General features: G+C 46.5%; 15 protein-coding genes and 1 pseudogene. 5 read left to right on the forward strand and 11 right to left on the reverse strand.

Features of this window, described 5'->3' with window-relative positions:
- Positions 1 to 689: 689 nt before the first annotated feature.
- Complete coding sequence (locus tag CX664_RS23080) at positions 690 to 4,718, reverse strand: hypothetical protein (protein ID WP_101749001.1); 4,029 nt, start codon at positions 4,716 to 4,718, stop codon at positions 690 to 692.
- Between the two features lie 520 nt (positions 4,719 to 5,238).
- Here CX664_RS23080 and CX664_RS26695 point away from each other — a divergent pair.
- Positions 5,239 to 5,397, forward strand: coding sequence for a hypothetical protein (locus CX664_RS26695; protein WP_180966601.1), 159 nt, complete (start codon positions 5,239 to 5,241; stop codon positions 5,395 to 5,397).
- 30 nt (positions 5,398 to 5,427) lie between these two features.
- On the opposite strand, the gene CX664_RS23085 is transcribed toward CX664_RS26695, so the two are convergent.
- From CX664_RS23085 to CX664_RS23095, 4 genes are all read right to left on the reverse strand, one after another.
- Positions 5,428 to 6,435: a hypothetical protein gene (locus CX664_RS23085; RefSeq protein WP_101749002.1), complete on the reverse strand. Its 1,008-nt coding sequence runs from the start codon at positions 6,433 to 6,435 to the stop codon at positions 5,428 to 5,430.
- 80 nt (positions 6,436 to 6,515) lie between these two features.
- Positions 6,516 to 6,827 carry a hypothetical protein gene (locus CX664_RS23090; RefSeq protein WP_146000247.1) on the reverse strand — a complete coding sequence of 104 codons (312 nt, stop codon included), beginning with the start codon at positions 6,825 to 6,827 and terminating at the stop codon, positions 6,516 to 6,518.
- Between the two features lie 34 nt (positions 6,828 to 6,861).
- On the reverse strand, positions 6,862 to 7,206 hold the full coding sequence (locus CX664_RS25955; protein WP_146000248.1) for a hypothetical protein: 345 nt from the start codon (positions 7,204 to 7,206) through the stop codon (positions 6,862 to 6,864).
- Between the two features lie 60 nt (positions 7,207 to 7,266).
- The gene (locus CX664_RS23095; protein WP_101749004.1) at positions 7,267 to 7,479 is read right to left on the reverse strand and encodes a hypothetical protein; all 213 of its coding nucleotides are present in this window, start codon (positions 7,477 to 7,479) and stop codon (positions 7,267 to 7,269) included.
- Positions 7,480 to 7,534: 55 nt separating this feature from the next.
- Between CX664_RS23095 and CX664_RS23100 the strand changes: the two genes are divergently transcribed.
- The 3 genes from CX664_RS23100 to CX664_RS23110 all read left to right on the forward strand — a co-directional run bounded on the left by CX664_RS23100 (position 7,535) and on the right by CX664_RS23110 (position 9,956).
- Positions 7,535 to 8,458, forward strand: a complete 924-nt coding sequence (locus CX664_RS23100) for a TauD/TfdA dioxygenase family protein (RefSeq protein ID WP_101749005.1) — start codon at positions 7,535 to 7,537, stop codon at positions 8,456 to 8,458.
- Between the two features lie 43 nt (positions 8,459 to 8,501).
- Positions 8,502 to 9,200 (forward strand): bZIP transcription factor, encoded by a 699-nt coding sequence (locus CX664_RS23105; protein WP_101749006.1) that lies wholly within the window; start codon positions 8,502 to 8,504, stop codon positions 9,198 to 9,200.
- A gap of 300 nt (positions 9,201 to 9,500) precedes the next feature.
- Entirely contained in the window at positions 9,501 to 9,956 is a 456-nt protein-coding gene (locus CX664_RS23110) for a hypothetical protein (RefSeq protein ID WP_146000249.1), read from the forward strand.
- 98 nt (positions 9,957 to 10,054) lie between these two features.
- Here CX664_RS23110 and CX664_RS23115 read toward each other — a convergent pair whose 3' ends face one another.
- From CX664_RS23115 to CX664_RS23130, 4 genes are all read right to left on the reverse strand, one after another.
- Positions 10,055 to 11,470, reverse strand: coding sequence for an ankyrin repeat domain-containing protein (locus CX664_RS23115; protein ID WP_101749008.1), 1,416 nt, complete (start codon positions 11,468 to 11,470; stop codon positions 10,055 to 10,057).
- A 104-nt stretch (positions 11,471 to 11,574) separates the two neighbouring features.
- On the reverse strand, positions 11,575 to 15,000 hold the full coding sequence (locus CX664_RS23120) for a hypothetical protein (protein ID WP_180966602.1): 3,426 nt from the start codon (positions 14,998 to 15,000) through the stop codon (positions 11,575 to 11,577).
- A 419-nt stretch (positions 15,001 to 15,419) separates the two neighbouring features.
- On the reverse strand, positions 15,420 to 16,187 hold the full coding sequence (locus CX664_RS23125) for a hypothetical protein (RefSeq protein ID WP_146000250.1): 768 nt from the start codon (positions 16,185 to 16,187) through the stop codon (positions 15,420 to 15,422).
- Positions 16,188 to 16,356: 169 nt separating this feature from the next.
- Positions 16,357 to 16,590: a hypothetical protein gene (locus CX664_RS23130; RefSeq protein ID WP_101749011.1), complete on the reverse strand. Its 234-nt coding sequence runs from the start codon at positions 16,588 to 16,590 to the stop codon at positions 16,357 to 16,359.
- A 188-nt stretch (positions 16,591 to 16,778) separates the two neighbouring features.
- On the opposite strand from CX664_RS23130, the pseudogene CX664_RS28360 reads away from it, so the two are divergent.
- A pseudogene (locus tag CX664_RS28360) lies at positions 16,779 to 17,026 on the forward strand (IS701 family transposase); the annotation flags it as partial.
- Here the strand turns inward: CX664_RS28360 and CX664_RS23135 are convergent.
- The gene (locus tag CX664_RS23135; RefSeq protein ID WP_163370722.1) at positions 17,015 to 18,208 is read right to left on the reverse strand and encodes an ankyrin repeat domain-containing protein kinase; all 1,194 of its coding nucleotides are present in this window, start codon (positions 18,206 to 18,208) and stop codon (positions 17,015 to 17,017) included. The pseudogene CX664_RS28360 and the gene CX664_RS23135 overlap by 12 nt on opposite strands.
- 114 nt (positions 18,209 to 18,322) lie before the next feature.
- On the reverse strand, positions 18,323 to 23,398 hold the full coding sequence (locus CX664_RS23140; RefSeq protein ID WP_101749013.1) for a pentapeptide repeat-containing protein: 5,076 nt from the start codon (positions 23,396 to 23,398) through the stop codon (positions 18,323 to 18,325).
- Between the last annotated feature and the right edge of the window lie 479 nt (positions 23,399 to 23,877).

Here is a 23,877-nt window from a genome sequence, read left to right on the forward strand (position 1 = left end):
TTTGCCGTGAAAGAAAAATTGCCACGGAGACACAGAGGCACGGAGACAAGATAAAGTTTGCCGTGAAAGAAAAATTGCCACGGAGACACAGAGGCACGGAGACAAGATAAAGTTTTACCTCTGTGTCTCCGTGCCTCCGTGGCAAATCTTTCATACCAGAGGGTGAAGAACAATCGTCATGAGTATTTGTGGCCGCAGTTCAGACAGATGCTGATAACCACCCTATCTATATGAAGTTTCAATGCCGTTGATAACTTCTAGTACATGGTTTTAATGAGTTTGACGGGTTGTCGTTATCATAAGTAGTTAACCAAATGAAATCATATATTTCTGACTAAGTGGGCAGTCACTCTGCGGCGTTGCAACTCCGGTCACATAGCTACGGCTATGCTCCCTACGTTGCGCCTTGCATAGTAACTGCCCACTTAGCCAGAAATATATGATTCCATTTGGCCAACTACTTAAGCCTCTGCACTCCGTTCGTCCTGAGCCTGTCGAAGGGCGCAAACTCCTGCCCATGATAGATCGTGCCAAACACCCTTCGACTCCGCTCAGGATGAACGGAGATGGTACACGTCAATCTCATTGAAATGATGTACTAGGAGGCTGTCAATTAATTTTTTTCAGGGACGGCGGATATATAAGCGCATCTTACCATTTCAGGTAAAAGATCATTGATCAATAGTCGTTTACCTGTTCATCAGGGTCATCGCCGGGTATTCCAGAATATCTGCAAGCCAGTCAGACCGGTCGTCATCAGACCAGCTGATCAGTTCGTTCAACCCAAGGGGATCTTTCCTTTTCTTCTCATAGGTTGTATGCCAATCAAGCAGCGTGACCGCATCGATACGGTGGCACATTTTGTCGATCACACTGGCTAATTGTATTGGCGTCATCTGGTCGCGATAAGGTTGCAGTATTTCAAGTTCTGCCTCCCCTAACACCTGAAAATGATCGAGGGTGGCCATCGCCGTTGCCAGGGTAACTTGTGGTCTGTGCAGGGAGTTATCAGTAACCGGCGGCGGTGGAATCAGAGACAATGGCTGAGTAATGGTTGCCTGATCAGCCATGTTTCTTGCATCAATCTCTGTCAGCCTTGCGCTAACTGCATTTTTAACACTATCCGGAGCAATAGCCGCCTGCTGTTCAATGACCGGGGCGAGTGCCTGGCATAATTTGTCAGTTAACTGGCCATTTTTGGCATAGTAATCCAGTGACGTCCAGACCACGAGATTTAATGGCAGGCCTGACTTGATAACACTGAGAATAACACTGGGAGGCACTCTTTTTTGGTTCGCGGCTTTCTGGTTTGTGGCTTTGGGGTTTCCGTTTTTTTCGGTCTCACTGGCTCTTGCCCGCATGCGTGCCAGTCTCTCATCAAGCCTGACCACGCAGGGTTCTCGCGGGTCCCGGGGCTTTTTATACCACCGTTCGGTGAATTCCGTTGCCGTGAAAAACGTTTGCACCTGTTCCAATGACCAGTTATTAATCACAAAACCGCTACCGGCGAGGCTAAATTCCGGTTTGGGCAGTACAATCGATCCACTATCAGACAACCTTCCACACAACACCGTCAGCTGTTGCTTCTCAAACTTATACTCTGGTGTCTGTTCAAGCTCGATCAGCATGGCGGTTATAAAGTTCCATAGCCGTTTATTTCCCGGCATGGCGGCATCACCATTGATCACCACGCCTTTGCCATTCCTGCTGGCCACCTGCGATGAAAAGCAAAGATCCGGTATATGTTCATAGTCGTTCAGGTAATGATGTGCCAGCAGCAGCCCTTCCATCAGTAGCTCTTGTGCTTTTACCATGAGGGTTTCGGCAGTGTTAGCCCGCCGGGCAATACAGGCATCCAGAAACCCTTGCATTTTTTTGGGTCCGAATGCCTGGTGTATCCGGTACAGTTGGCGGATGGTCGGCACAATTTCAAACACAATGTCAAAAAAGCTGTCGAGTTTTTCCCCATAGCCCGGGCGTTTCGCCTCTGGTTGTGACCAGAGAATCTCCAGCATCATTGCTTTACTTCGTGCCATCGTAAATTGCTGGTCAAGCTGTTCGCGTAGCGGCTTCAATGCATACCATTGGACCTTGTCCGGGGCAGGGCTCAGGTTTCGGCACAGCACAATGTACGTCAGACATTCGGATTCAGGCAGCTGCGTCAGGGCAAACCTGACGGTATCCAGGGGAGCAGGAATAGAGAGCGCCTTCGTTAGCAACCGTCTATCCTGTTGGTCTTCATTATGCCTTGACAGCCAGAAACGCACGCCTGCTCCGCCATGGTTAAAGAGCATCGGCAGCAACGATGCCAGCGCAGAGAGCACCTGGCTTCTGTCATTTTGACGAGCATTTGTGCAAGACGTCAGGTATTGTTCAAATTCCGCAACATTCATACGCCACTTGTTGGGGGCAGAACAGAACAGTGCCAGGACTTTCATCTGTTGGTCTTCTGCCCGCTCATGATCCGGCTCATTATCCGAGTCACTGAAGTCGTCGTCACTGTCTATGGAATACTCTGGAAGATCGGGAAGATACCGGCGAAGTGCCCGCTCATTGGCAGTCAGCAGGCGTGGTTCGGGCAGTCCGGAACCTGCAAACACTCTGCTGGCAATCTTCAGGCAATGCTTTTTGTTTTCCCGAGGTAGCCAGCGAATAAACGCGCTTGTGTGCGCCTCAGCCGGGAAGCCTTTGCCACTATTCATGGAAGCAATGTGCATGAGCAGCGCCCAGTCGATCGGCTTGCCTTGAACGTCCTCGTCGCTGCCCTGCTGCCAGCCCTGTCTCAGGCAAGGTATGGTCATAAAGGCTGCCACTTGCAGCTTTGTCGGGAAGCCTTTGCAACTATACATGGAAGCAATGCGCACAAGCAGATCCCGATCAATAAGGTTGTCTTGAACGGCCACGTCATTACCTGGCTGCCAGTCCTGCTTCAGACAAGGCATGGTCATGAAGACTTTTACCTGCCCTCTTTCCGGGAAGCCTTTGCAACTATACATGGAAGCAATGCGCACAAGCAGATCCCGATCAATAAGGTTGTCTTGAACGGCCACGTCATTACCTGGCTGCCAGTCCTGCTTCAGACAAGGCATGGTCATGAAGGCTTTTACCTGCCCTCTTTCCGGGAAGCCTTTGCCACTATTCATGGAAGCAATGTGCATGAGCAGCGCTCGGTCGATCGGCTTGCCTAGAACGTCCTCGTCGCGGCCGGGCTGCCAGCCCTTTCTCAGGCAAGGTATGGTCATAAAGGCTGCCACTTGCAGCTTTGTCGGGAAGCCTTTGCAACTATTTATGGAAGCAATGCGCTTGATCAGCTCCCGGTCGATTGGCTTGTCTTGAACCGCCTCGTCACGGCCGGGCTGCCAGTCCTCTTTCAGGCACGGCATAGACATAAAAGCTGCCACTTGCTCTCTTGTCGGGAAGCCTTTGCAATGATTCATAGAGGCAATGTGCATGAGTAGCACCCGGTCGATTGGTTTGTCTTGAACCGCCTCGTCACAGCCGGGCTGCCAGTCCTCTTTCAGGCACGGCATAGTCATAAAAGCTGCCACTTGCTCTCTTGTTGGGAGGCCCCTGGTACTATTCATGGAGGCAATGTGCATGAGCAGCACTCGATCGACGGGTTTATCTTGAACAGCCTCATCGCGGCCGGGCTGCCAGCCCTCTTTCAGGCACGGCATAGTCATAAAAGCTGCCACTTGCTCCTTTCTCGGGAACCCTTTGCCATTGTGCATGGAGGAAATGTGTATGAGCAGCTCCCGGTCGATCGGCTTACCTTGAACAGCCTCATCGCGACCTGGCTGCCATCCCTGTTTCAGGCAAGGTATGGACAGAAAAATTTCTACTTCCTTCCTTGACGGGAAGCCCTTGCCATTGCGCATGGAAGCAATCTGTTTCAAGAAAGGCTGACTGGCAATAAACCTGATCACTTCCTCACTTTGTTCTGTAAAACCCTTTATCTGATACTTCAGGTTCAGCATGCTGGTGAGACAGCCGGTGTTTTTAATTTGATTGGTATTGACCGCCGAAAAGAAGACAGAGGCTTTGGCAAAATAGGTTGAGAAAAGCTCTGGCGTTTTAGTGATACTTAACGCTTTCAATTTGGCAAAAAGGGTAGGAAATGGCGGCTTGCTTCTGTTTTTAGATAATTCAATCTTCCTCTCACCGAGGAGTTTCAGCAGTTTTTCGGCATTTTGGACGATTATTTTTAAATCATCCCTGGCTTCCAGATTCTCATTAATCAAGTGTTCCCGTAATGCTTCCTGATGCTCTGGAAGAAACTTTGAGAGAACCTCAGCGGGGATTTCTGCAGGCTCTTCATCCTCCATTGGTTCAATATTATCCGGTGCCGGGGCGGTCTCACTGGTGGTAGAGAGAATATTCCCGCTTGTGGGTGGTGTTGTTTCTGGTGGTGGAACGAATACAGCCACCGGCAGAGACTCTGTGCAAGCCGTTATCACGGGTTCTGACTCCATTGGCTCTTGTGCGGGCTGCTCGACCATACGCCGACCGTCATGAACACGCCTTAGCTTTATCGGTGGAGCAAACGGTTGTTCAGGGGGCTGTTGATGTTTCGTCAAGATGTTGACTGCGCTGGTCGTCTGTTCAACCTGATAACCCGCCTCGCTGCGCTTTCTATTTTGTCTTTGAGATCCATGGTTTGCCGGAGTCCCGTTGCCCGTTGGTGGAGGCACAGCACGATCTGCCCAGGGGATTGGCATGAAGATTCACTTTGACTATTTAATTGTCTGGTAATTGAATAGTTAGCAACACGTGAGCTGTCAATTAATTTTTTTCAGGGACGGTGGATATATAAGAGCATCTTGCCATTTCCAGCAAAAGAGCATTGATCAATAGTCGTTTACCTGTTCATCAGGGGCATCGCCGGGCTATTCCAGAATATCTGCAAGCAAGTCAGCCCGGTCGTCATCAGACCAGCTGATCAGTTCGTTCAACCCAAGGGGATCCGTCCTTTTCTTCTGATATAAGTAGTTAACCAAATGAAATCGTATATTTCTGACTAAGTGGGCAGTCACTCTGCGGCGTTACAACTACGGTCACATAGCTACGGCTATGCTCCCTACGTTGTGCCTTGCATAGTAACTGCCCACTTAGCCAGAAATATACGATTTCATTTGGCCAACTACTTATAGCAGTATTCATAACTACCTTTGCTTTTCATGATCCGGGCTTCAGTATCCGTGAAGCTGATTTGTTTTTTGTCGTCTAATGAAAGGCACGTTGACCGAGGTGGTGGTATTTTTTCTCAACTTCAGAAGTGTCGATGTGTTTGAAGATATCAGCAAACACAAAACAGTCATGCGTTTGCGGGAGCAAGTCGAAGACATTGGTCGCAAACAACTGGTGCTGGTCAAATTCTACCGGGGCATCTTTAAATAAGCTGGGGCAGCTCTTTCTTTTTGCACACATTCAAGACACGGGTTTGCCCACAAGGTCCTCGCTATGTGGCACAATAGCTTTCCAAAGTTGTGCACAGCCAATCTGCTTCAATGCAAAAACACACTGGAAAAATGGTTCTTTCCTCAAGCTTTCAATTACGGTACCCGTGCCTCTGTACTGTGAATGCCAATTGTCCTGGCGATAGTAAAATTGCACCAGGCTCGCGTTGAGATTCACGGCCTGCTTGATGACAGAACGCCTTACGGTTTCTGTTTTGGGTTTATCATAAGGGTCTTTCATGACCGTATGCCCCAGAGTAATCACCCGCCCTTGGCGATTGAGAAATAAATAAGCCAGCAAACCATCGGTATCTGTTGTCCCAAAATGTCTTTCTACGTATGCTTTGGCTGATTGATTGCTGGGAATACAAGCCGGCGTAAAGGCCAGATACTGTTTCAATTGCTGAGGGAGAGGCAGGGGCAATGCCGCATATTCGCGTGACACAATTCTTTTTTGGGAGAGTTGCTGTTGAATGGCCCGCCTGCACAGATGTTTCAGGGAACCAACCGTCAGATGTTCATCTTCGTGCAGGCCATAAAGCTCAGCCGCGGTACCTTGCCACTGACAGCCAACAAATGGACACCTGAGGTAAAATTTGCTGATTTTACGTCCCGTGAAATTATCAACGTTAATCAAATTACAATAACTGATATTTTCTGGAGTATCCGGCTTATTCTCAGCTGAGCAATGGTGACATAATCGATCTGTTGGTAGTGCCAGGGTTCTGTAATGGCTACAGTCCTTGCATAGCAAATGGCCACACATTGTCTGAACTACCCTTCGTGGTATTCCGCCACAATCAACGCAAACGCGATCCTCTGGAAACCGAATGCGCTCGCTGTTTTCCGGCAACCACTGAGCATTGCTTACAGCGTATCCGCCCCACAACACTCTGTTACTGTCGCTATCTACAACGCCGCCATGGGCACTGCCCATCAGTGGCAGTATCGGGCGGCTGACTGCTGGGTTCATATTCATAGGTGCTCCAAACCCTGGCTTCGCCAGTCATGAGAATTGGTCATCTGGCTTCCCGGTCGCCCTGCACAAATACGACACTCTCAAACTACAGGGCGGGCCGGTTGGTGCCTGGCGCAGAGGCTTTCCCTGGAAAAGCTACCGCGGAGTATCAATTGCTTCACGAAAACTTTCCAAAGTGTCACACCATCAATTTGCGCCAAATTGTCGCAAGCGTCCCAATGCACACAATTCCATCGCAAGGATTCAGCTACGGTGTCATTACCTTCACAAGCGGGATCCCATTTTTTCGGGTGGTAGTAAAACTGTATATAGACCGCCTTGCAATCCAATGCCTGCTCGCGGACAAAGCGCTTTACAGCTCTTTTTTTGTCGGCATCAGAGGGATCCTCCATGATCGTGGACCACGTAGCCATCACCCGGTCCTTATTATTGAGCAACAGGCAAACCAGCAAACCAGGGGATGTCACAAAGTACTTTTCTACATATATGACATAAACGACCTGGCGGGGTTGTCAGGGTTCGGTATTCGCTGCAGTCTTCACACAGAAGGGAGACGCAAGCTGTTTGTACTGCGTTGCGCGCCAATCCCTGACAATCAAAGCAAATACTCCTCGGTAATGAATAGAGATACTCTTTATTTTCTTCCGGAAAAGCCTCCACATTGCAAATGTGGTATCCGCCCCACAACACTTTGTTGCTGTAAATATCCGTAACTGGACCACAGGCACTGCCCATCAGCGGCAGTTTTTGGGCGCTGGCTACTGCGTTCATGTTTCCCGATCATCCAAAATCAATGTTGTAATGCAAATGTCCCCGGACAAGTCATGGAAATCACAGGTTCGTAGTGTGATGCTCAAGATCAGCGTCCAGTATAGCCATCATCAGCTCTGCCTGCCGAAGGGGGGCACAGGTAGGGAGTTGGGGGGCAGGTCTTTCTTTTTGAACACCTTCAGGATTCAAGGCCTGACACCGGTTTTTGACACCGGTTTTTTCTCTGGGAAAGGCGTAGAAGACAGTCGTACAATCCTTTTCGATAAGCGTCATTGCGGTTCAAAGATTACCTATACTCAACAGTATCAGATAACACCGCCTGCCGATCATGATCAACTATCAGACCACCGGCCAGCACCCAAGGCTTGGCTTTGAAGTGTGTCAGGGTTTAAACCTGAAAACGTTAACCAGCAGCCAGAGGCTTGGTCTGAAACATGCGCTTTGGCAGCATGGGGTGGTCTTCGCCAGAAAGCAATATATGACCGCCAGTGAGATGGAACAATTTGCACTGGATACTTTCGGTCCCATGATAATAGGCGACAATCGCCAACGTAAGGATCGTCCACCTTTACCACCTGAGCTGGTCAGCAATCATGTGGCCGTACTTGGCAACCCCCTGGGCCCTGTTGATCGCCCACTGGAGTCAGCTGCATGGCAATGGCATCACGACAAGGATGCGCTTCCCCACCTGGAGGGGCTGGCAATGAATGCGCTCTATATAGTGATGCTTCATATACACAAGGTGCCCGCGACCGGGTGCGATGGACAGTCTCACACAACGCACTTCCTCGACCAGCTTGAAGCCTGGCGCGCGCTCAGTCCTGAGCGGCAGGCAGAGTTGAGAACAGTAAAACTGATCCACTCGCCACCTTTTCTGACGCCTGATTCATGGACAGCGGAAACACCGTTAAAAACCCACCCCCTGGTTTCTGAACATGAACTGATTGCCAGGGAAGGGCTCTACATGGGATCGGATACGGCAATACCGGTTGGGCTTGAAAAGGACCCTGAAGCGGCCAGAACATTCTGGCAAGCACTGTTAGATGAAATCCTTGCCAGCTGTGTCATATACGCTCACCGGTGGCAGGAAGGCGATATTGTTTTCTGGGATAACTCTCAAGTTATGCACCGTGGACAACCCTATGACTCAAGGCATCATCAGCGAGTTGGCCTCAGGTTAGGGGTTGTGGCCCGGGAAGAAACCACTCTGCGACATAGCGAATTATTGAGGTGGGGAACCTTGCAACTATAAATCTGTCGAATCCAATGGATGATTAGTAACCGGTAATGAAAGAATGAATTCTGCATATTTTTCTTTTGCCACTACTGCTGCTGCAAAAATCAACTCTATTGTGTACAGCTCAAAGGCTAAGGGTGGAAAACAGCAAACATCAAGGACATTGTTCAAAACGGTAACAACTTCGGAAGAGCCGGTAAAGCCGCGAATAAATAAGCGCAAAGCAATGGATGAAAGGCCCATCGTTGCGGATCTCGGCAAGAAAAGTTGTAAAGTAACCACTCCTGATCACCAGATTGCTGTCAGGCAGAGTCCACAGCCTTCAGAATCAGGGCAAGCAAGTATCTCAAAGAAACCTTCTGATCCCGCCGTCTTACCAGGTCAAAATATACAGAGGGCCTTGGATCAGCCCGTTGAAATAAATGGAAGACAATATACTCGTCAGGAAATTGCCAGGTTAACCGTACCAAAACTTAATCAGATTCTCAGGAAAGAAGAAGATAAAGAAGTTTGCAAATTTGTAAGATATTTGCGAAGAACTGAGAAGAATAAAGGTTACTCTGAAAAAAGCAGAGGATTGAAAATTGCTAAAATGCAAAAAATTGATAAGCAAATAAAAGTGATGCAATTGGAAAAGGATAGATTGAAATCGGAGAATAACAATCTATCCCGGGAAATAAAGACTATTAATGAAAAATGTAAAGATATTGAGCGGTTAATTTACATTAATAAGAATCAAATGAGAGACAGAAAGTAAACAGCGGTCTGTCTTTTTGAACATAGTAAAGATACAAGACCTACTGTTTTTCTTTTCTAGCTATTTTCAAATAGCCTTTTATTGTTACTACAAAAAAGTTCTAATCATCAAAAACCGCCACCGAAGCTAGAGTCACAGCCGCCGCCGAAGCCTAGTCATGATTCCGGATATGGCAAATTTTCTATGGTTTTTTGGCTTTGTTTCCTTTAAGGAAACTATCGTGAATAAATTCAGTCCAATCCCATGAGTCAGGCAAACTGGATTTATTGAACGATGAATATTTCAGGCAACTATCAACCAATGGCCCAAAGTGGAAACAATCTTCGGCACTGTCAATCCTGTCAGAATGAACGACAAGCCTTGCAAGAGGCGGCCCTGGATGAAAGCTCCGCAGTGGTGTGTCTGGGATGCTGTTTCTGCATGGAATTAAGTTTGGGATACGGCTGGATTGCGTCTGGTTTCTTTGGTGTGCTATGTGCCGAAATGTGCCAGCCATTTTTATTGAACCTGAGCGTTGATTTAACTGATGAGCGGCTGAAAGATCGCAAGTGCCATCACACGGATAACTTGACGCCCCGGCTTAACGTTAGCGATAGCAGCACCAGAACCGACATTGCAGCTGATGCTCCCAGGGCAACGGGTTCAGTTGATGACCGTCCGACTACACAGCCCCAGCCTGTCACTGTTCAGCCAGAGGAAAACTCAGACAGATACCCTCGCCCAATCAGGCGTGGCAGAAAGAAACGTCGCCGGTAGCGCTGGAATTAACCTGATCTGATATAATATGACAACACTTCCACTCTTTAACGTGTTTATCAATAAAAGCTTGAGTCATAAGACATTGCTTTTCTACTTTATTTTCTTAACCGGGCAGCAGTGATACTGCCCACATTATCATTATCAACATCTTCATCAGCAACACGTTGCGATTCGACAAAATCAGCCCACACAGCAACGTCATGTTTATTGTACAAACAAACAGGAATTTGCCAGCAATATTTTTTCAGACTATCAGGCAATGGCAACTGGTCCAGAACTATATACTGATCAGTGGCTGCATATCGTTTGATGATCGACCGGCACAAATACTTTAATGAGTAAGGGCTATCCACAATATTCTCAATGGACAAAATCTCATTAAAGTTCCTGTCGATAATGCGCAGTGGACTTTCTACAAGAAACTTTCCTGTCAGTGAGGTTACCTTGGCAATGCATTGAAACGCACTGGTTTTATCAGGTATTTGTTGAAACAGAATTCTGAGTATTTCATCCTCACCATTAAGGGCGGCGAGGTAAAATGCACGGGAGTCATAACCCATGACTGCCTTGTGCCACCCCCTGCTCAGGATGAACTCTACCTCACTGGAAAGACCACCTGCGATGACCGTCAGCAGCGGAAACCAATGATTGTGGTCAAGTGTGAAGACATCTACCTTTTGCCGGATCAGGAACCTGAGAAGATCTGTGTCTCTGGACTCATTGGCATAGTAACAGGCGAGCTGGAAGACAGAGGTGAAGGTTTTACAGTTCCTTGCATTGATATCCGCACCATATTGTACAAGTCGTTCCGCCACCTGTTTATTCCCTTTGCGGCAGGCGGACATCAGTGGAGTCGAACCATACCTGTTGACCGCTTCGATATCTGCTCCGGCCACTAAAAGCATCTGGGTAACCTCTTCGTTGCCTACTTCAGCAGCAGCATGCAAGGGGCCGAACATCATCGAGTCTGTCTTCTCAATATCTGCACCCGCAGCCAAAAGTATCCCGGTGATTTCCGTGCAGTTCTGGTCGGCAGCCGCTATCAGGGGTGTCCAGCTGGCACTGTCGGCCTGGTTCACGTCAGCTTTTGCACGAATTAGCTTTCTGACATGCTCGGGCTGATTAAAATAGGCGGCTCTGGTCATTAGTGTAAATCCTTCATCATCCACTGTGTTCAAGTCACCTGACGACAGAGCTTCATCAATTGAACAACATTGGTCTAATACTCTGGGCAGAGTATCCGCTCCGTTCAGTTGCCCGTTCAGTTCAGGGGGGAGCGTTTCAACAGGTTTCACTTTACGATTGTCCAGTCTGGGCATCGTGCCCACTTCAAGCTGGTTGCCAGTGGTTGGCAATTGACGGTTAGTAATCTGATCTTCTGGATATTGGTCGCTGGACAGACGGTTAGGGACAACCGGAAGCGAACTCGATAATCTTTCTGCTGGACCCACACTACCTCCCGGGAAATCAGGACAATATGACAGCATCTCTGTTAGAGAGATAAACGTCATGAAAGTTCCTGATCGGGCAGCTAATCGCAATAGCTCATGACTTATTAGTCATGATGAAAAACTATCCTTGCAATGCGGGGTGGACAATATACGACACTGAGTTATTAACTGGTTTCATTAGATCCTTCATAAGCAACCATATTAAATGCCCTGGAGCGCAAATTGCTGGCCAGTTTGCCTTGGGCTGGATTGGGGAAACGGTTCTGAAGACGCTCCAGAACATGCATAAGCACAATGCGTGATACGAAATCAAGCTTTGGCTCTGAATATTCAAGGACTGCCAGGACATTAATGCGCGTTATTGCCATCAGTGAACGGACAGGGCTAACGCTAGCAGCCTGATTGATTGCCAGGTTGAGTTCATCCATCATAATGCTGGTAAGTGGCCTTGCCTGCGTCGAGTCACCTGAAGGCAGCACGGGGGAATCGTAAGACAGCAGTGGTGACGGGCCTGAGTCCATCGGGGAGATCAAGTCAACCACATAAGCCCAGTCTTTCTGGAAATAACTTCCACTTAAAGAAACAATAAGATTGCAGCAGCAACAGTTTTTGCCGTAGTAGAACTTGTTGTCATCGTCAGGAACAAACAGTTGATATTTACTTGGCACGTTGTCGTCTATGTCGGCAGCTTTCTTCAGACGGATACAGATTTGTTGTTTGATTTCACTGAATTTCTCCTGGTCAAGTACTAAAAGATCGGTATCCCTTGGCGTGACTGAGCGTTTAATAACTTCATCAGATATTTCGGCTGGTAACAGATGGCTGCCGACTGCCCGCTCAAATGCATGATTACCCCAAAGTGACTGAATCTGCGTCTGATAAGCACGGCTCCCCAGATAGACCACAGGCAAACCCTGATGTTGCAACGCCTGCACTTCGCTGGCTATATGCTTCTGAAAATAATCTCTTTTACTGAGGGTCTCCGTAGTATCTGGCCGTATAGTTATTTCTTTGGCAAAACCTGCCAGAGTATCACTGTGATTGATGACTTGATTGTTGAATTGACCTTTTTTATTCTTACCTGACTTCGGTTTATGCCTGCCAGTTGTGTTGGCTAATGATAGCTCTGTAGAGTCATTCAGCTCTTTAACGCATTTTTCTATGAAAGCAATATTTTTATTCAATCTTTTCCCACAGCTAATGGTAGCCTGTTCAAGGTTGGCAATAGTTGGAAACTCATTCTTGAGAATTTCGTTCCGTTTACTGGTAACGGTAATCAGGGCAGAGTTCAAATGCTGAAGTTGTAACAAGCTGAGGTTTAAAGTAGCCTGAACTGACTCTGAAAGCACAATTTCCAAGCATTTGTCTTGCCCATTATTGTTGTGTTCTCTGATTTTTTTTAATTGACTGAAAGCATGGTTGAAAAAGGTTTTGAAGCTTTGGTTGAATTGGTCGAATCTATCAATTTTCTCTTTAATCCCGGAAGCATTTGCTCTGATTTTATCTTTCCATTTCTCTTTGGTCATCTTAAGTGAGCGTGATGCTTCACTTGTATGAATGCTGGTAAGACAGGTCTCCAGATCACTGAATATTGAAGCGCATTCACAAATATGCTCAACGAGCATGGCACAGTGATAACTGCAGCGGAAGAATGTTAGCAATAATTCTCTGTGCGGTGTTGGTACATCGTCTGCAAAAACTTTAATTAAGTATTCACAGGATTCTCTGTTCAGTGCTGAGATGTTATTGTTTGGGTTGAATGTATCCCACCCTTTATTAATAAGCGTTAAAATATCATTATTACGGAGATGTATTTGTGTCAGCCGGGATTCCAGGTATGCAGGAAGCTGTTGCGGATTGTCATTTGTTATCCCATCCGAGGCGGTATGTTGCATGATGACTTTTTGGGCCTCATGAAAGCTTTTCTTGATGGCCATCTCGTGATTGCTGGTCAGAGTCAGCAATCTTAGCCAGGCGAGAGGTAATCGGCGTTGGAAATTACAGTTTTTCATTGCATCACTGGCCCAAAAGCCAAGCTCCTGCAACTGGTCTGCCCATGTATCGAGAACATCCAGTATTTGTTTCAGCTCTTCCGTCTTCATTACCTTTATTAAGGGTGACTGTTTCTCCGTGGCACTCTCCTTGTGAGCAAGAAGGGTACTCAGGTAAGTAGAAGCAGCTTCAAGCCCAAGGGTAAAATACATGCCAAGGGGGTAGGGGCGGGATTGTGTGTATTCATTAAAATCATTATGCCAGTTCTCAATGTTGATTCCTGCAGTATTGTTATTATGTTTAAGTGCCTGAATTACCGGCTCCAGTGAATACGTGCCATGGAAAACTATTCGAGTGGTTGCTGCACAAGCCTTATCGACTTCGTCCCATCGTCCTGCCATTAAAGCAGCATGGAATAACTCTGCACAAAATAGATGTTGCCCAATCGTCTGTTGATTAATGCAGACTGGTTGGAAATTTTTTTGATCATTCGCTTCTTTCCTGTATCGATCAATTGAGCTGAAAAGGTATTCAGAGGTGGTTTTCAGGATATCTTGAGGAGCTTCCCTGTTCAGGGTTTCCCATGTCCCTGTGGCAATGGCAGTGAGCATATTGCTGATCCCTTCATTCAGGGTGCCAGTTCCGTGTGGCTTTAAGTCAAAGTGTTCCCGGGGGGGCGCATACAAAATCTTGCAGGAGTTAACTGGCTCTGCGGGTGAGCGCACGGCGATGCGCTTGTTGAAATCAGCGTATCTTATCAAGCCCTCCACATGACAACAGATGTATGACAAATGGCAAACAAGAGATTCACTCAGAAAGCTGATGGCTTGCTGGTGCGGGTAATCAACCCCAGAGGGCCATCGACATAACATTTTGTTGAGATCACGATAGAGCGCGCCCAGCCTTAGTATTTCCTTACACATATCATCACTCAAAAACAGCTGTCTGGACAATATGACATTGATACTTTTGAAGGCCAATTTTAGTTCGTTATACCATCCAACAAGTGTGTATGAACTGTCTTTGAGTGTTTGATATCTATCAGCAAGATGTTTGAGATAAGCCAGTCTGTTGCAGATTAAGCTATGGAACTGGTAACTATCTGTGTCCAGAAACTTTCCATCGAGAAATTCCTGACCAAGTTCCATTTTAAAGATGGATAATTCGTCCTTGAAGTTTTGGACATCCTCGATGGTAATTTTCAGAGGCTTCGACAGTGTCATGTCGAAATAGGGAAGAGTGCCCATAATGGTGTCATCATCATCAGTCAGAGGCTTCATGAACTCGTCAGAGACAAGACCGAAGGCTGTTGACTGTGCCGGCTGGCTCTGCCCGGCAGCTGAGGTCAGTTCAGGTGCATGATACGTTTTATCGACAGGACTGGTCTCCGTCTGTCTTTCAGTCAGTGACAAATCACTGGGCTGAGAGTATTCCGGGTCATTGATGATATCACTGCCCGGGGAATGGAGTTCTGGTTTGATTGCAGAAGCCCTGGCAGTGGTTGATGTGTCCGCCAATTCTTCTGAGCCAGTGGTGTGCCCTTCAGGGACAGGCCGTGGGCAAGATGGCGGCGTAAATGTGTTTTCGATAGAGTTCATAATTATTATTAAAAGAACGTTATGCAATAATTGGATATGTTTTATTAATCAGACATAATTAATCCAATTTGGTTCCATGGAATTAATTACGCTCAGGGAGTTGGATGCAAGTCTTTCTTTTTGAACACATTCAAGAACTGATGTTGGTTTTTACGTGCTACCGGTTCTGCTAATTTTGGAACTTTAATACATAAAAGTAATCTGATTTAGAAATAACCTTTTCGGCTTAATTTATGAACCCAATAAATGATATAACCTGAGTTATCCTATACCACTGATAAAATTATCAGTAGCTCAAGCTCAGCGAGATCATGCTTGTCATAAAACATTAGAATACTATGATCTCGCCTATTCTGAAGCGCAAATATTATCTCCGGTTCCTTATTAAAGGCTTAAAGATTGGTTACCTGATTACATTTTTATTCAGACTCAAATCCCAGCAAATTCCTGATGTTGTCAGCTATAATGGTGCCTCTACAAGCCTGCTCAAACATTTCTAATGCTTCTTTATAGCTCTCTCCGCAATAGAGGGAATGAGTGTTTTCTCCACCACCCTTGGAGGTAAATTTTTCACCACAGTACACGACATTATTGTGAGAATCGTATTCAAAAAACGTTTTACACCGAATTGGATTCAATGCCAGGAGGAAAAACGTGTCATCATCAAATTGTCCAGCATACATTGAATGCGGATCGCTTGGTTGAATATATTTATGTAGACTATATCGGCGGGCATGATTCAAATCTATATCATTGAAAATATAAACACCTGTAAACTCTTTCACGGTATTTTCACATTCCGAGTACTTCTCTTCGTGCAATAATCCATCGAATGCCAGGGAGTATTTCAACATGTCCTTATACGTAAGGGTATTGTCCTGGCGTTCAATTTTTATCATATTCCTGAATTCAAGCGGAGGAGGACCTGATGATGAAGTAACTGATTGCATGCACCAGCTTTTCATAAGATAATCTTTTTCCGACTGTGACTGGAATGGGTGAAAATCAGGTTGCAGTATTTTGGTAGCTGGAACAACTTCTTTAGTCGATAAATTATTAAACTTTGCTGCGGTACCTGTGTTTGCTGTGGCACCTGTGTTTGCCGTGGCATCGTTGGTTGTTTCAGGTTTTTGTTGTTCTTGCCACGCCATTTTTGGGTAAGTTGATGCTGATATGGGTGAAGTCATAAAAATTACTCTTATTCTAAATAATTAAGTTGATGACAAAGGATTATGTTCAAAGCGTTTCCAATGCTCATATGAATTCCCTGGCGCAAGGTTAATCTCTGTCGATTTGACCACTAATCCAAATGAAAGTTCCATGATGATGGATAATTCCGGCTTCTTGGTGGAAAAGTTATGCTGCTGGTGACTTTTCGCCCAAGGGCATGAGCCATGATTTTTTTGAATCGAGGCCCCCAAGCATAAAACAGCCAACGCTGATTGCCGTTGTACCGGAATTGAAGATGAAAACTCCTGTTGCTGTTTCTGCAACGATAACGCTGATGGCCTGTTGCATATTCTCTATCTGGTTTGCAGTGATCTTGACTGTGATGCCGAGACTCTCAAGGCAATCTAAGTAGTTAACCAAATGAAATCGTATTTTCTGACTAAGTGGGCAGTCACTCTCGGCAACTGCTCCTGCGTTGCTCTATCTCCTGCATCCATGCAGTCGTGCGGCGTTACAACTCCGGTCACATAGCTACGGCTATGCTCGCTACGTTGTGCCTTGCATAGTAACTGCCCACTTAGCCAGAAATATACGATTCCATTTGGCCAACTACTTTCAAGAAACGGTGGAAAGTCGAGGTCTTCCATAAAACGCTGAAATCGAATGCTTCAATGGCCAAGTGACCGGCGCATACGCTGAGAACGCAGAGTAATCATATCTTTCAATCTACTCTACCTTCAGGCTGGAAGTACTGTCATTGAAAATAAAGCTGAATCACATTCAGCTTAGAGCCAAAATCTATATGGCCGGGCTGAAAGCTTCATTGAGGCAGCTGAGAGAATTGTCATTTGCGTAACTTGAGTTCATCACCTCTCTTTGCATCATGCATCAATAATATTTCAATAATGCTATCCCACCCTTTAAGATAAGCATTATCCAGTGGGGTTTGGCCATCTTTATCAGGTTCACTGACATCTGCTCCATACTGTACAAGTAATTTAACCATTGGTAGATCCCCATCAAAAACGGCCCTCCATATTGGTGTTGAATGATAAATACCCGATTTTGAGTTAACCTCAGCACCACAATCTATCAGATACTTTGCGATATCAATCTTTCCACGGAAAACAGCTTCCATCAAGGGAGTTTTGTCATGTTGAGATGATCGTATAGTATTTAACAACTCAGTGGTGATACTACTTTTCAAAGCATCCAGATTTCCTTCCTTTATAGAATCAAATATGGGGTGACGGCTCTCAATAGTTCTTAGCTCATAGTCTGTTCCATATTTCCCACTAATACATACAAGGGCTAATCTATAGTCATGAAAAAAAGACTGATGTTCAGTAAGAGGAATATAAGCTGCTTCCATATTACTAAAAAAGCTTCTAGCCATTAATTCAATATCACCATCAGTCAATTTATCCTCGTCAGGGCAAATTTCGGAATCCTCAAAGTCAATAAATGCGATTAACCTTTCTTGTGGGTTGAATAAAACATTACGAATATGGAGATCCGGACCAATACAAATATTGTATGTGTTATGAAAATGCCTCAATGACATAGCCGCATCTATCGCAACATATTCATCAAGGGCCTGCCTTTCAACATCACTCAAGCTTGCAAGAGACTTATATGGAGGTGGGAAATACTCAATCGCAATCGCCCTCTGTAAATCAAGGCTGTCTTTTTGCTGCTCTGAATGTAGAGCTTTATCCCCCTCTATAAAATCAAGAACCACATCGCTATCCTCAGACTCCCCAACCATTCTTACGTAGCATTCACCGTAGAATTTCGGGATGTAAGTCGGCCACTCTATTCGCTTCTCTAAACAAACACTCTGAATGTGCCGATAAATTAACAATTCTTTTTGGTAGCTATTAAGAGTCATATTGTCCGGTTTTATGATAAGTCGAACCATTGATTCATTCTCGCAAACTCTGATATATCGACTTTTAAAGCCAGTGCTGATCAATTCAACAGTTTTAAAAATACTTTGAGTAATTTCACATTTATTAAAGTTATTAATTGGAATCATATTCATTGTTCCACCTAAAAAAATAAAACATATGGAACATAAGTAAAATACACATCCAAATGCAAAATCACTAACCGAATAGCAAGTTATTATAACATCTTAACTACTTAATCCCTATGCTAAAGTTGGATGCTTGAGCATAGATAATAAGGGTAGATCGTTCTCGGACAGCCTTCTGTTGAAATCGGGTGCCTCTGCCTTTATCCATTGCTCAAAAGCCTTTAATGATTCATCTATTTTTGTGCTGTCATAATCATTGATATCCCGAAACCATTTCTTCATTAATAAATTGCACTCATATTCATTCTTTTTATGTTTGTCCATATTCGCTGCAAAGTCATCCAGCCAATATTTTTCTTGTTGATTAATGATCAATAGTTTCATGAATTCTACAGTTGTAATAGGGCTGACAGCTATGATTTTGTGCTTCAGGCAGTATTTGGCTATTTCTAATCGACTCACATCTGAGCAACTTTCCCATATTTTTATAAAATGATTTCTGTAATCTTCCAGGGTGTCTCTACAACAAACGGTAGCTTTAAAACGATCCACCATGTTTTGACCTTCATGATCTAATTCAAAACACGACATGGTGTTATTTTCCGTGCTCCTGAAAATTTTTTCGGATTTCTGCTCTCCCCCATCGTTTGTGTTGATGCCAAATTCTATGTATTCGTGTTCAAGAGGAAACATGACAAATTCTATAATGTTTACAATTAAAGCCAGAACCTCTTCTTTGGGTGCATGGCTACACACATCTTTTTCAGGGTCAACTAAATTTGACAAATCGGTCAGAAATGACGATGTTTCAAAGCTAAAGTGCTTTTCATACTTTTGCTTTTCTTCACGTACTTCTCTAAGGAAGGTGGTTCTGAAGTCAACGTAAAAATTCCTGACATTTATAATTTTACGCTCATGGAATTCCGGGTTCTTGTTGATAAAATTCGATATAGTTTCAATATTATCCATCCTTAAACTAAAAATTTCTTTAACAATAAATTGAAGTCTTTCCGGATGCTTGCTAATTACATTGTCAATCTGTTCAGCGAGGATTTTTTTGGTTGTTTCATCCATAGGTGTCCTGCCAATGATGCGACTCTCGAAAAAAGCTTTCGCCACCACGAGACGACGCAAGTAATGACTTTTTTCCATCACCTCCAGCCATAGTTCCAGATTGAACTGACCCTGACTGTTGATACATGATTGCGATATAGCCTGGGATAGCTTGGGTATACTGTCTGTTACCGGCTGATCATTAATTAATTTTGCAGGAAAAAATGTTGCACTTTTTAACACTGATGATGCAAAGCATTCACCTTCAAAAGAGCAGCCTTTAAAAGTAATCTCTTCAAGGCTTGCGTCGTTTAACTGCTCCATAGTGAATTTACAGTGCTTGAATTTAGTGCTTTTAAGTTTGGTATCATTCATTGAGCAGCCTCTGAAATCCAACCCTTTAAGCGTGCCCAATATGCCAGTCTTTATTTTCAAACCATCCAACGATTGCAGTTTTCCTTCCAGTAGTCCTGGATTTTGTTGAAGCAGCAACTCTAAACTTTCTTCGCCACAGGCCTTGATGAGCATTTTGATGTTTCCGGGGATCCGGCTGAATACAGCAATTAACTCATAGTAACGAGTTGACGGGGAATACTGAAAAAGCGCTTCCAGCGGGCGTCCGTCGGGCCAGTGGCTGTAGCGTCGCTTGAGGGCATGCAACAGATTTAGCCGGTCTTCCGCAGAGCTGACGTGCAACGATTTCAGTTCATCAAACAATGACAAAGGGTAGGCAAAGAAGATCTCGTGATAGGGGGCTTCCATCACTTCCTCAAAGTCACCATGCGAGCGCAGAATTATTTTAATATTACGTCGAAAGGCCTCCAAACCGGGGTGGAAACTGTGATAATCAAGATTATCTTTAATCGCACAAAGATCGAGGCGGCCGAGCGCCTCAGATTTGATCAGCGCGGACAATAGCCCCCCATAAGTACTACGCCCGATTTTATGCTCGACAGGCTGGATACGGGCAAACACATCACGGGCGTCAACATTAACCTGACGCTTCATATCTTTCGTAGTGGGCTCCAGGCCAATGTCCATCCGTCGCTCAAAGGAACAAAGAGTGCCATCATTTTCCAGGCTAGCCGTGACAGTCTTATTACTGTCCCTGTTGCCAAGAAAACTGACATTGTGACCGGGACAGAACAACCGGGCAGGGTTTTTGGCAATGTCATGTGGCAGCCCTGGAAGGAAATATATCAGTCGTCCTGCACGAATACGAAGCTGCTCCTCATATTTGAGGGGCTGTTTAAGCAGCTCTTCAAGAAACGCTTTTTTTCTGGCGATTACCGAAACATCCGCGTTAATATCTGCTGCCACGGCACGGTTCATATCACCAAGGCAGCCATGATAGTTGGCCAGTGCGTCCAGCCACCGTTCCTCCAGGTCGCTGGCATCCGGTCGCTGACAATGAATTCCCAGCCCTGCCAACTCAGTGAACAGCGCTTCAACCACAGATTTACCGTGTCCGGGCAAGGTCAGCGCCAGGCTATTTTGCATGGCCCGGGCATTAGGTAACCACTCGGGTATAAACTCAATATGCCCCTTCTGACTGACCGGTTTCAGTTCCGCCACTCGGACAGGTGAAGCATGCAGGCCAGCATAATCAAGCTGAGTCTTGTTAACATAACTGACGTTCTGGCCTGTTTGCCTGGCGAAACCGTGACTGAATTCAGCCAATTGTACTTTTGCTTCACTATTTTCAGCGGCCCGCGAACAGACCCGTGCAGGAAAGGCGGGTTCAGGCAGTTGGATTATGTTCAGGGAATTCTTGCCAATAGACGGCCTGTCTGCTTCTAAAGACTCCCTGCAGATGGCGACATTGGCTTGCAGGTTTTTTATGGCCTTGTCGATGGTGTCGTGATCAGATGGGTGCCATCGCCCTTTATCCCGGATTAACTGCTGCGCCAATTGGTCACACTCATCGGCCAGGCTGGCCAGGTCGCTGCGCCAGTCCCGGTAACTGGCGCTCAGGTGGCCCTGAAGGTAATTGGTCCATGTGTTCAGATGGTGCAACCCCCGATCCAGAGCCAGGTTGTCTGCCAGTCGGTTGCTGGCATCCCGGACCAGCTGGAGTGACATCCGGGTAATCGGCTTGCCGTCCTGATCCAGTCGCTGGGTAAGGCAGAGCTGTCCGCCGCGGATATCCTGGCCCTTAACCTGCAGCCAGCCCCCGCGGATACCCGCCGCTGCGATGGCCTGATACTCTGCCATGGATACCCGCTCTCCGGCCTCGACGCTGTTGGCAAATCGGGTGGTGAGCCAGGCGATTCGATCATGAATCGTCTGCCGTAACCAGCTACGGTCACCGGGCAGGAAACCGCTGTGTTCGATCTGTTGGTCCAGAGCTTGCCAGTCAACGTCGCGCAGTATCGCTTTCAGGGTCTGCCCCAGCAGCTCATCGTCCAATTGTGACAGAATAGCCACGCAGGGGTTGTGGATAACGTGGGAGTTCATTGCTGGCGCCCGGGGATCCCGCAGTTTTATCAACAGCAACGGCATGGAGGAAAAATCATCCTCTTTGGAGGCGGGTTCTGGTTTATCCGGACACGGATAGCGTGTGGCCATCCCGGCGAATTCCCAGTTCAGCATCACCGGCTCCCCTTGCGGGGTCAGTTCAATGTTCTCCCAGGCTTCGTTGACCATGGCTTCATTACCAACGATGGTATTGACCAGTAACAATCTGGCCCACTGATTTGCAGGCAGGGATTGCAGAGGGTCTTTCCCACTTTTCAGGTTACCTGGCCAGTCAGCGGGAATTTCACTGACCACATAACTGCAACCCTGTTCCTGATGGGCAAAGGTGACGGGGGCATTAACGCCCAGCAGTCGGGCGAGATTGGCCATCAGTGCCTGATTGCGGGCGCTTTCCACAGAGACCGCCGTTTTGATGTAGTAGCACTGTTGCTGAACGGGGTCATTATACAGCTGTCCAATCCTGCTCCCTCGCACGCTCTCGCTCTGCCGGTTCAGCCGGGCCAGGGAAAAGGCGGGTTCTGGCTTCACCGGGTGACCGGTAAAAGGCGTGATCAGCTTGCTGATGAAATCGGATTGTGTGCCTATGGTAAATAACTGATACTCCAGTGGCGAAGGATGGTGTTCCCACTGCTTTTTCGTGTTTACACACCGGGTAGAGGTTTGGCTGAAAAACTGTCTGGCTGTTTTGGCGCTGTCTTGCAAGTCGATGGGGTACCAGAGATCGCCCTGGCTGGCAATCACCCGGCAGACCTCTCTGGCCAGAGAGCGCCACGCTTCACGGCTTTGGTCATCTTGGCAGTCGGCAAAACACTCCAGCCTGTCCATATAAAAACAATATCTGACCCGCATAACCTCCAGCGTATCGGCATCATGGAGCAGGCTACGCAGCGTCTGTATCTCCCCGGGCAGATGCTGGCAGGCATCCGGTCGATCCTTGTAGCGAATTGCTTCACCGCACTGCCAGGCCAGGGACTGCTCAATGCCACAGTTGCGCAGGTGTTCTTGCAAATTGTCACCGCTGGTCTTCTCCCATTCACGGGTGTCTTTTCCATCTCCTTCACGGCCTGAATCATGGAACAGACAGGCCTTGACCAGTAACGGTACCAGGTGCTCAGGAAAGGTCAGGGCTCGGTGATCTTGTTGTTGTTTGCGTTGCTGCAGTATTGCCAGCGCCCAGATTGCACTCCGGCAGCTGTGCTGTAGGCCATGAATAAGACGCGCTATGGTCTGGGAGGGTGGTAAAAAACTGGATGGGTGATATTCCTGAAGCAGGGCAGTTTTTACCGGAATCTCAATGGATTTGATAAACGATTGGTCGATTATTGGCAGGCTGGACGTTTCCATTTTGGTGTGATGGCGGACCGATGCGCTTTCAGCAGTGGTCAGTGTCGGCTTTTCATAAGCCGTTAAGCTGATTTTCCGATGAGCGTTGCTAACCGCTATCTTGGGTATCTTGGGATCGGGTGTGCACTGATCACTGGAAATAAAGTTTTCGGGCTTATTCGAAAGGGCGTCACCTGAGGGCATTATGTTGTCATTCACCTGGACCGTTCTGGTGAACGTCGTGCATTGTCTGTCGTTGTCGTTTGGTGGATTAACTGTGTCACGGATTTGTTTATCAGGGGCGTTCACATTTCTGGCGCTGGCCGAATTAATCATTAAGTCCACCTTTATCGTTCCCGGTTCCATTTTAAGGGGGCTGTTTGAGAATAGACCGATGTTATTCTCGGGCAGCCTCTCAGGGTTTCTGAATTACTCGGCAATAAATTTTTGTAGTTCTTAGCCCGGATATCTCATAAACGTGCTCCCGATCTCGCTTGTCCTTTGCTGCTCGGGGCGACAAAGTCCTCGGCTTAAGCATCCTGCGTCGCCCTGGCTCTCACATCCATGTGGTCGTACGCGAGATTCGGGACAGTTTATGAAACACCGGGTTTGACCAATCGATCAATAATTAGTTCCCGTCCAAAAACGCATCGGGCAATCCATGCTGAAATTTGAGGAGCACCGGCAAGATGTTCTGATTGATTCCGTCAGGTCTGCTTACATGATGGTTAGGTTAAATGCCTGGAGTTAATGTTATAACTTTTTAATTCTGAACTACGTACGAACAAAGCCTAGATTTATTGCAACCATGTATC

This window comes from Endozoicomonas acroporae (genome assembly GCF_002864045.1).
GTDB classification, from domain to species: Bacteria; Pseudomonadota; Gammaproteobacteria; order Pseudomonadales; family Endozoicomonadaceae; genus Endozoicomonas; species Endozoicomonas acroporae.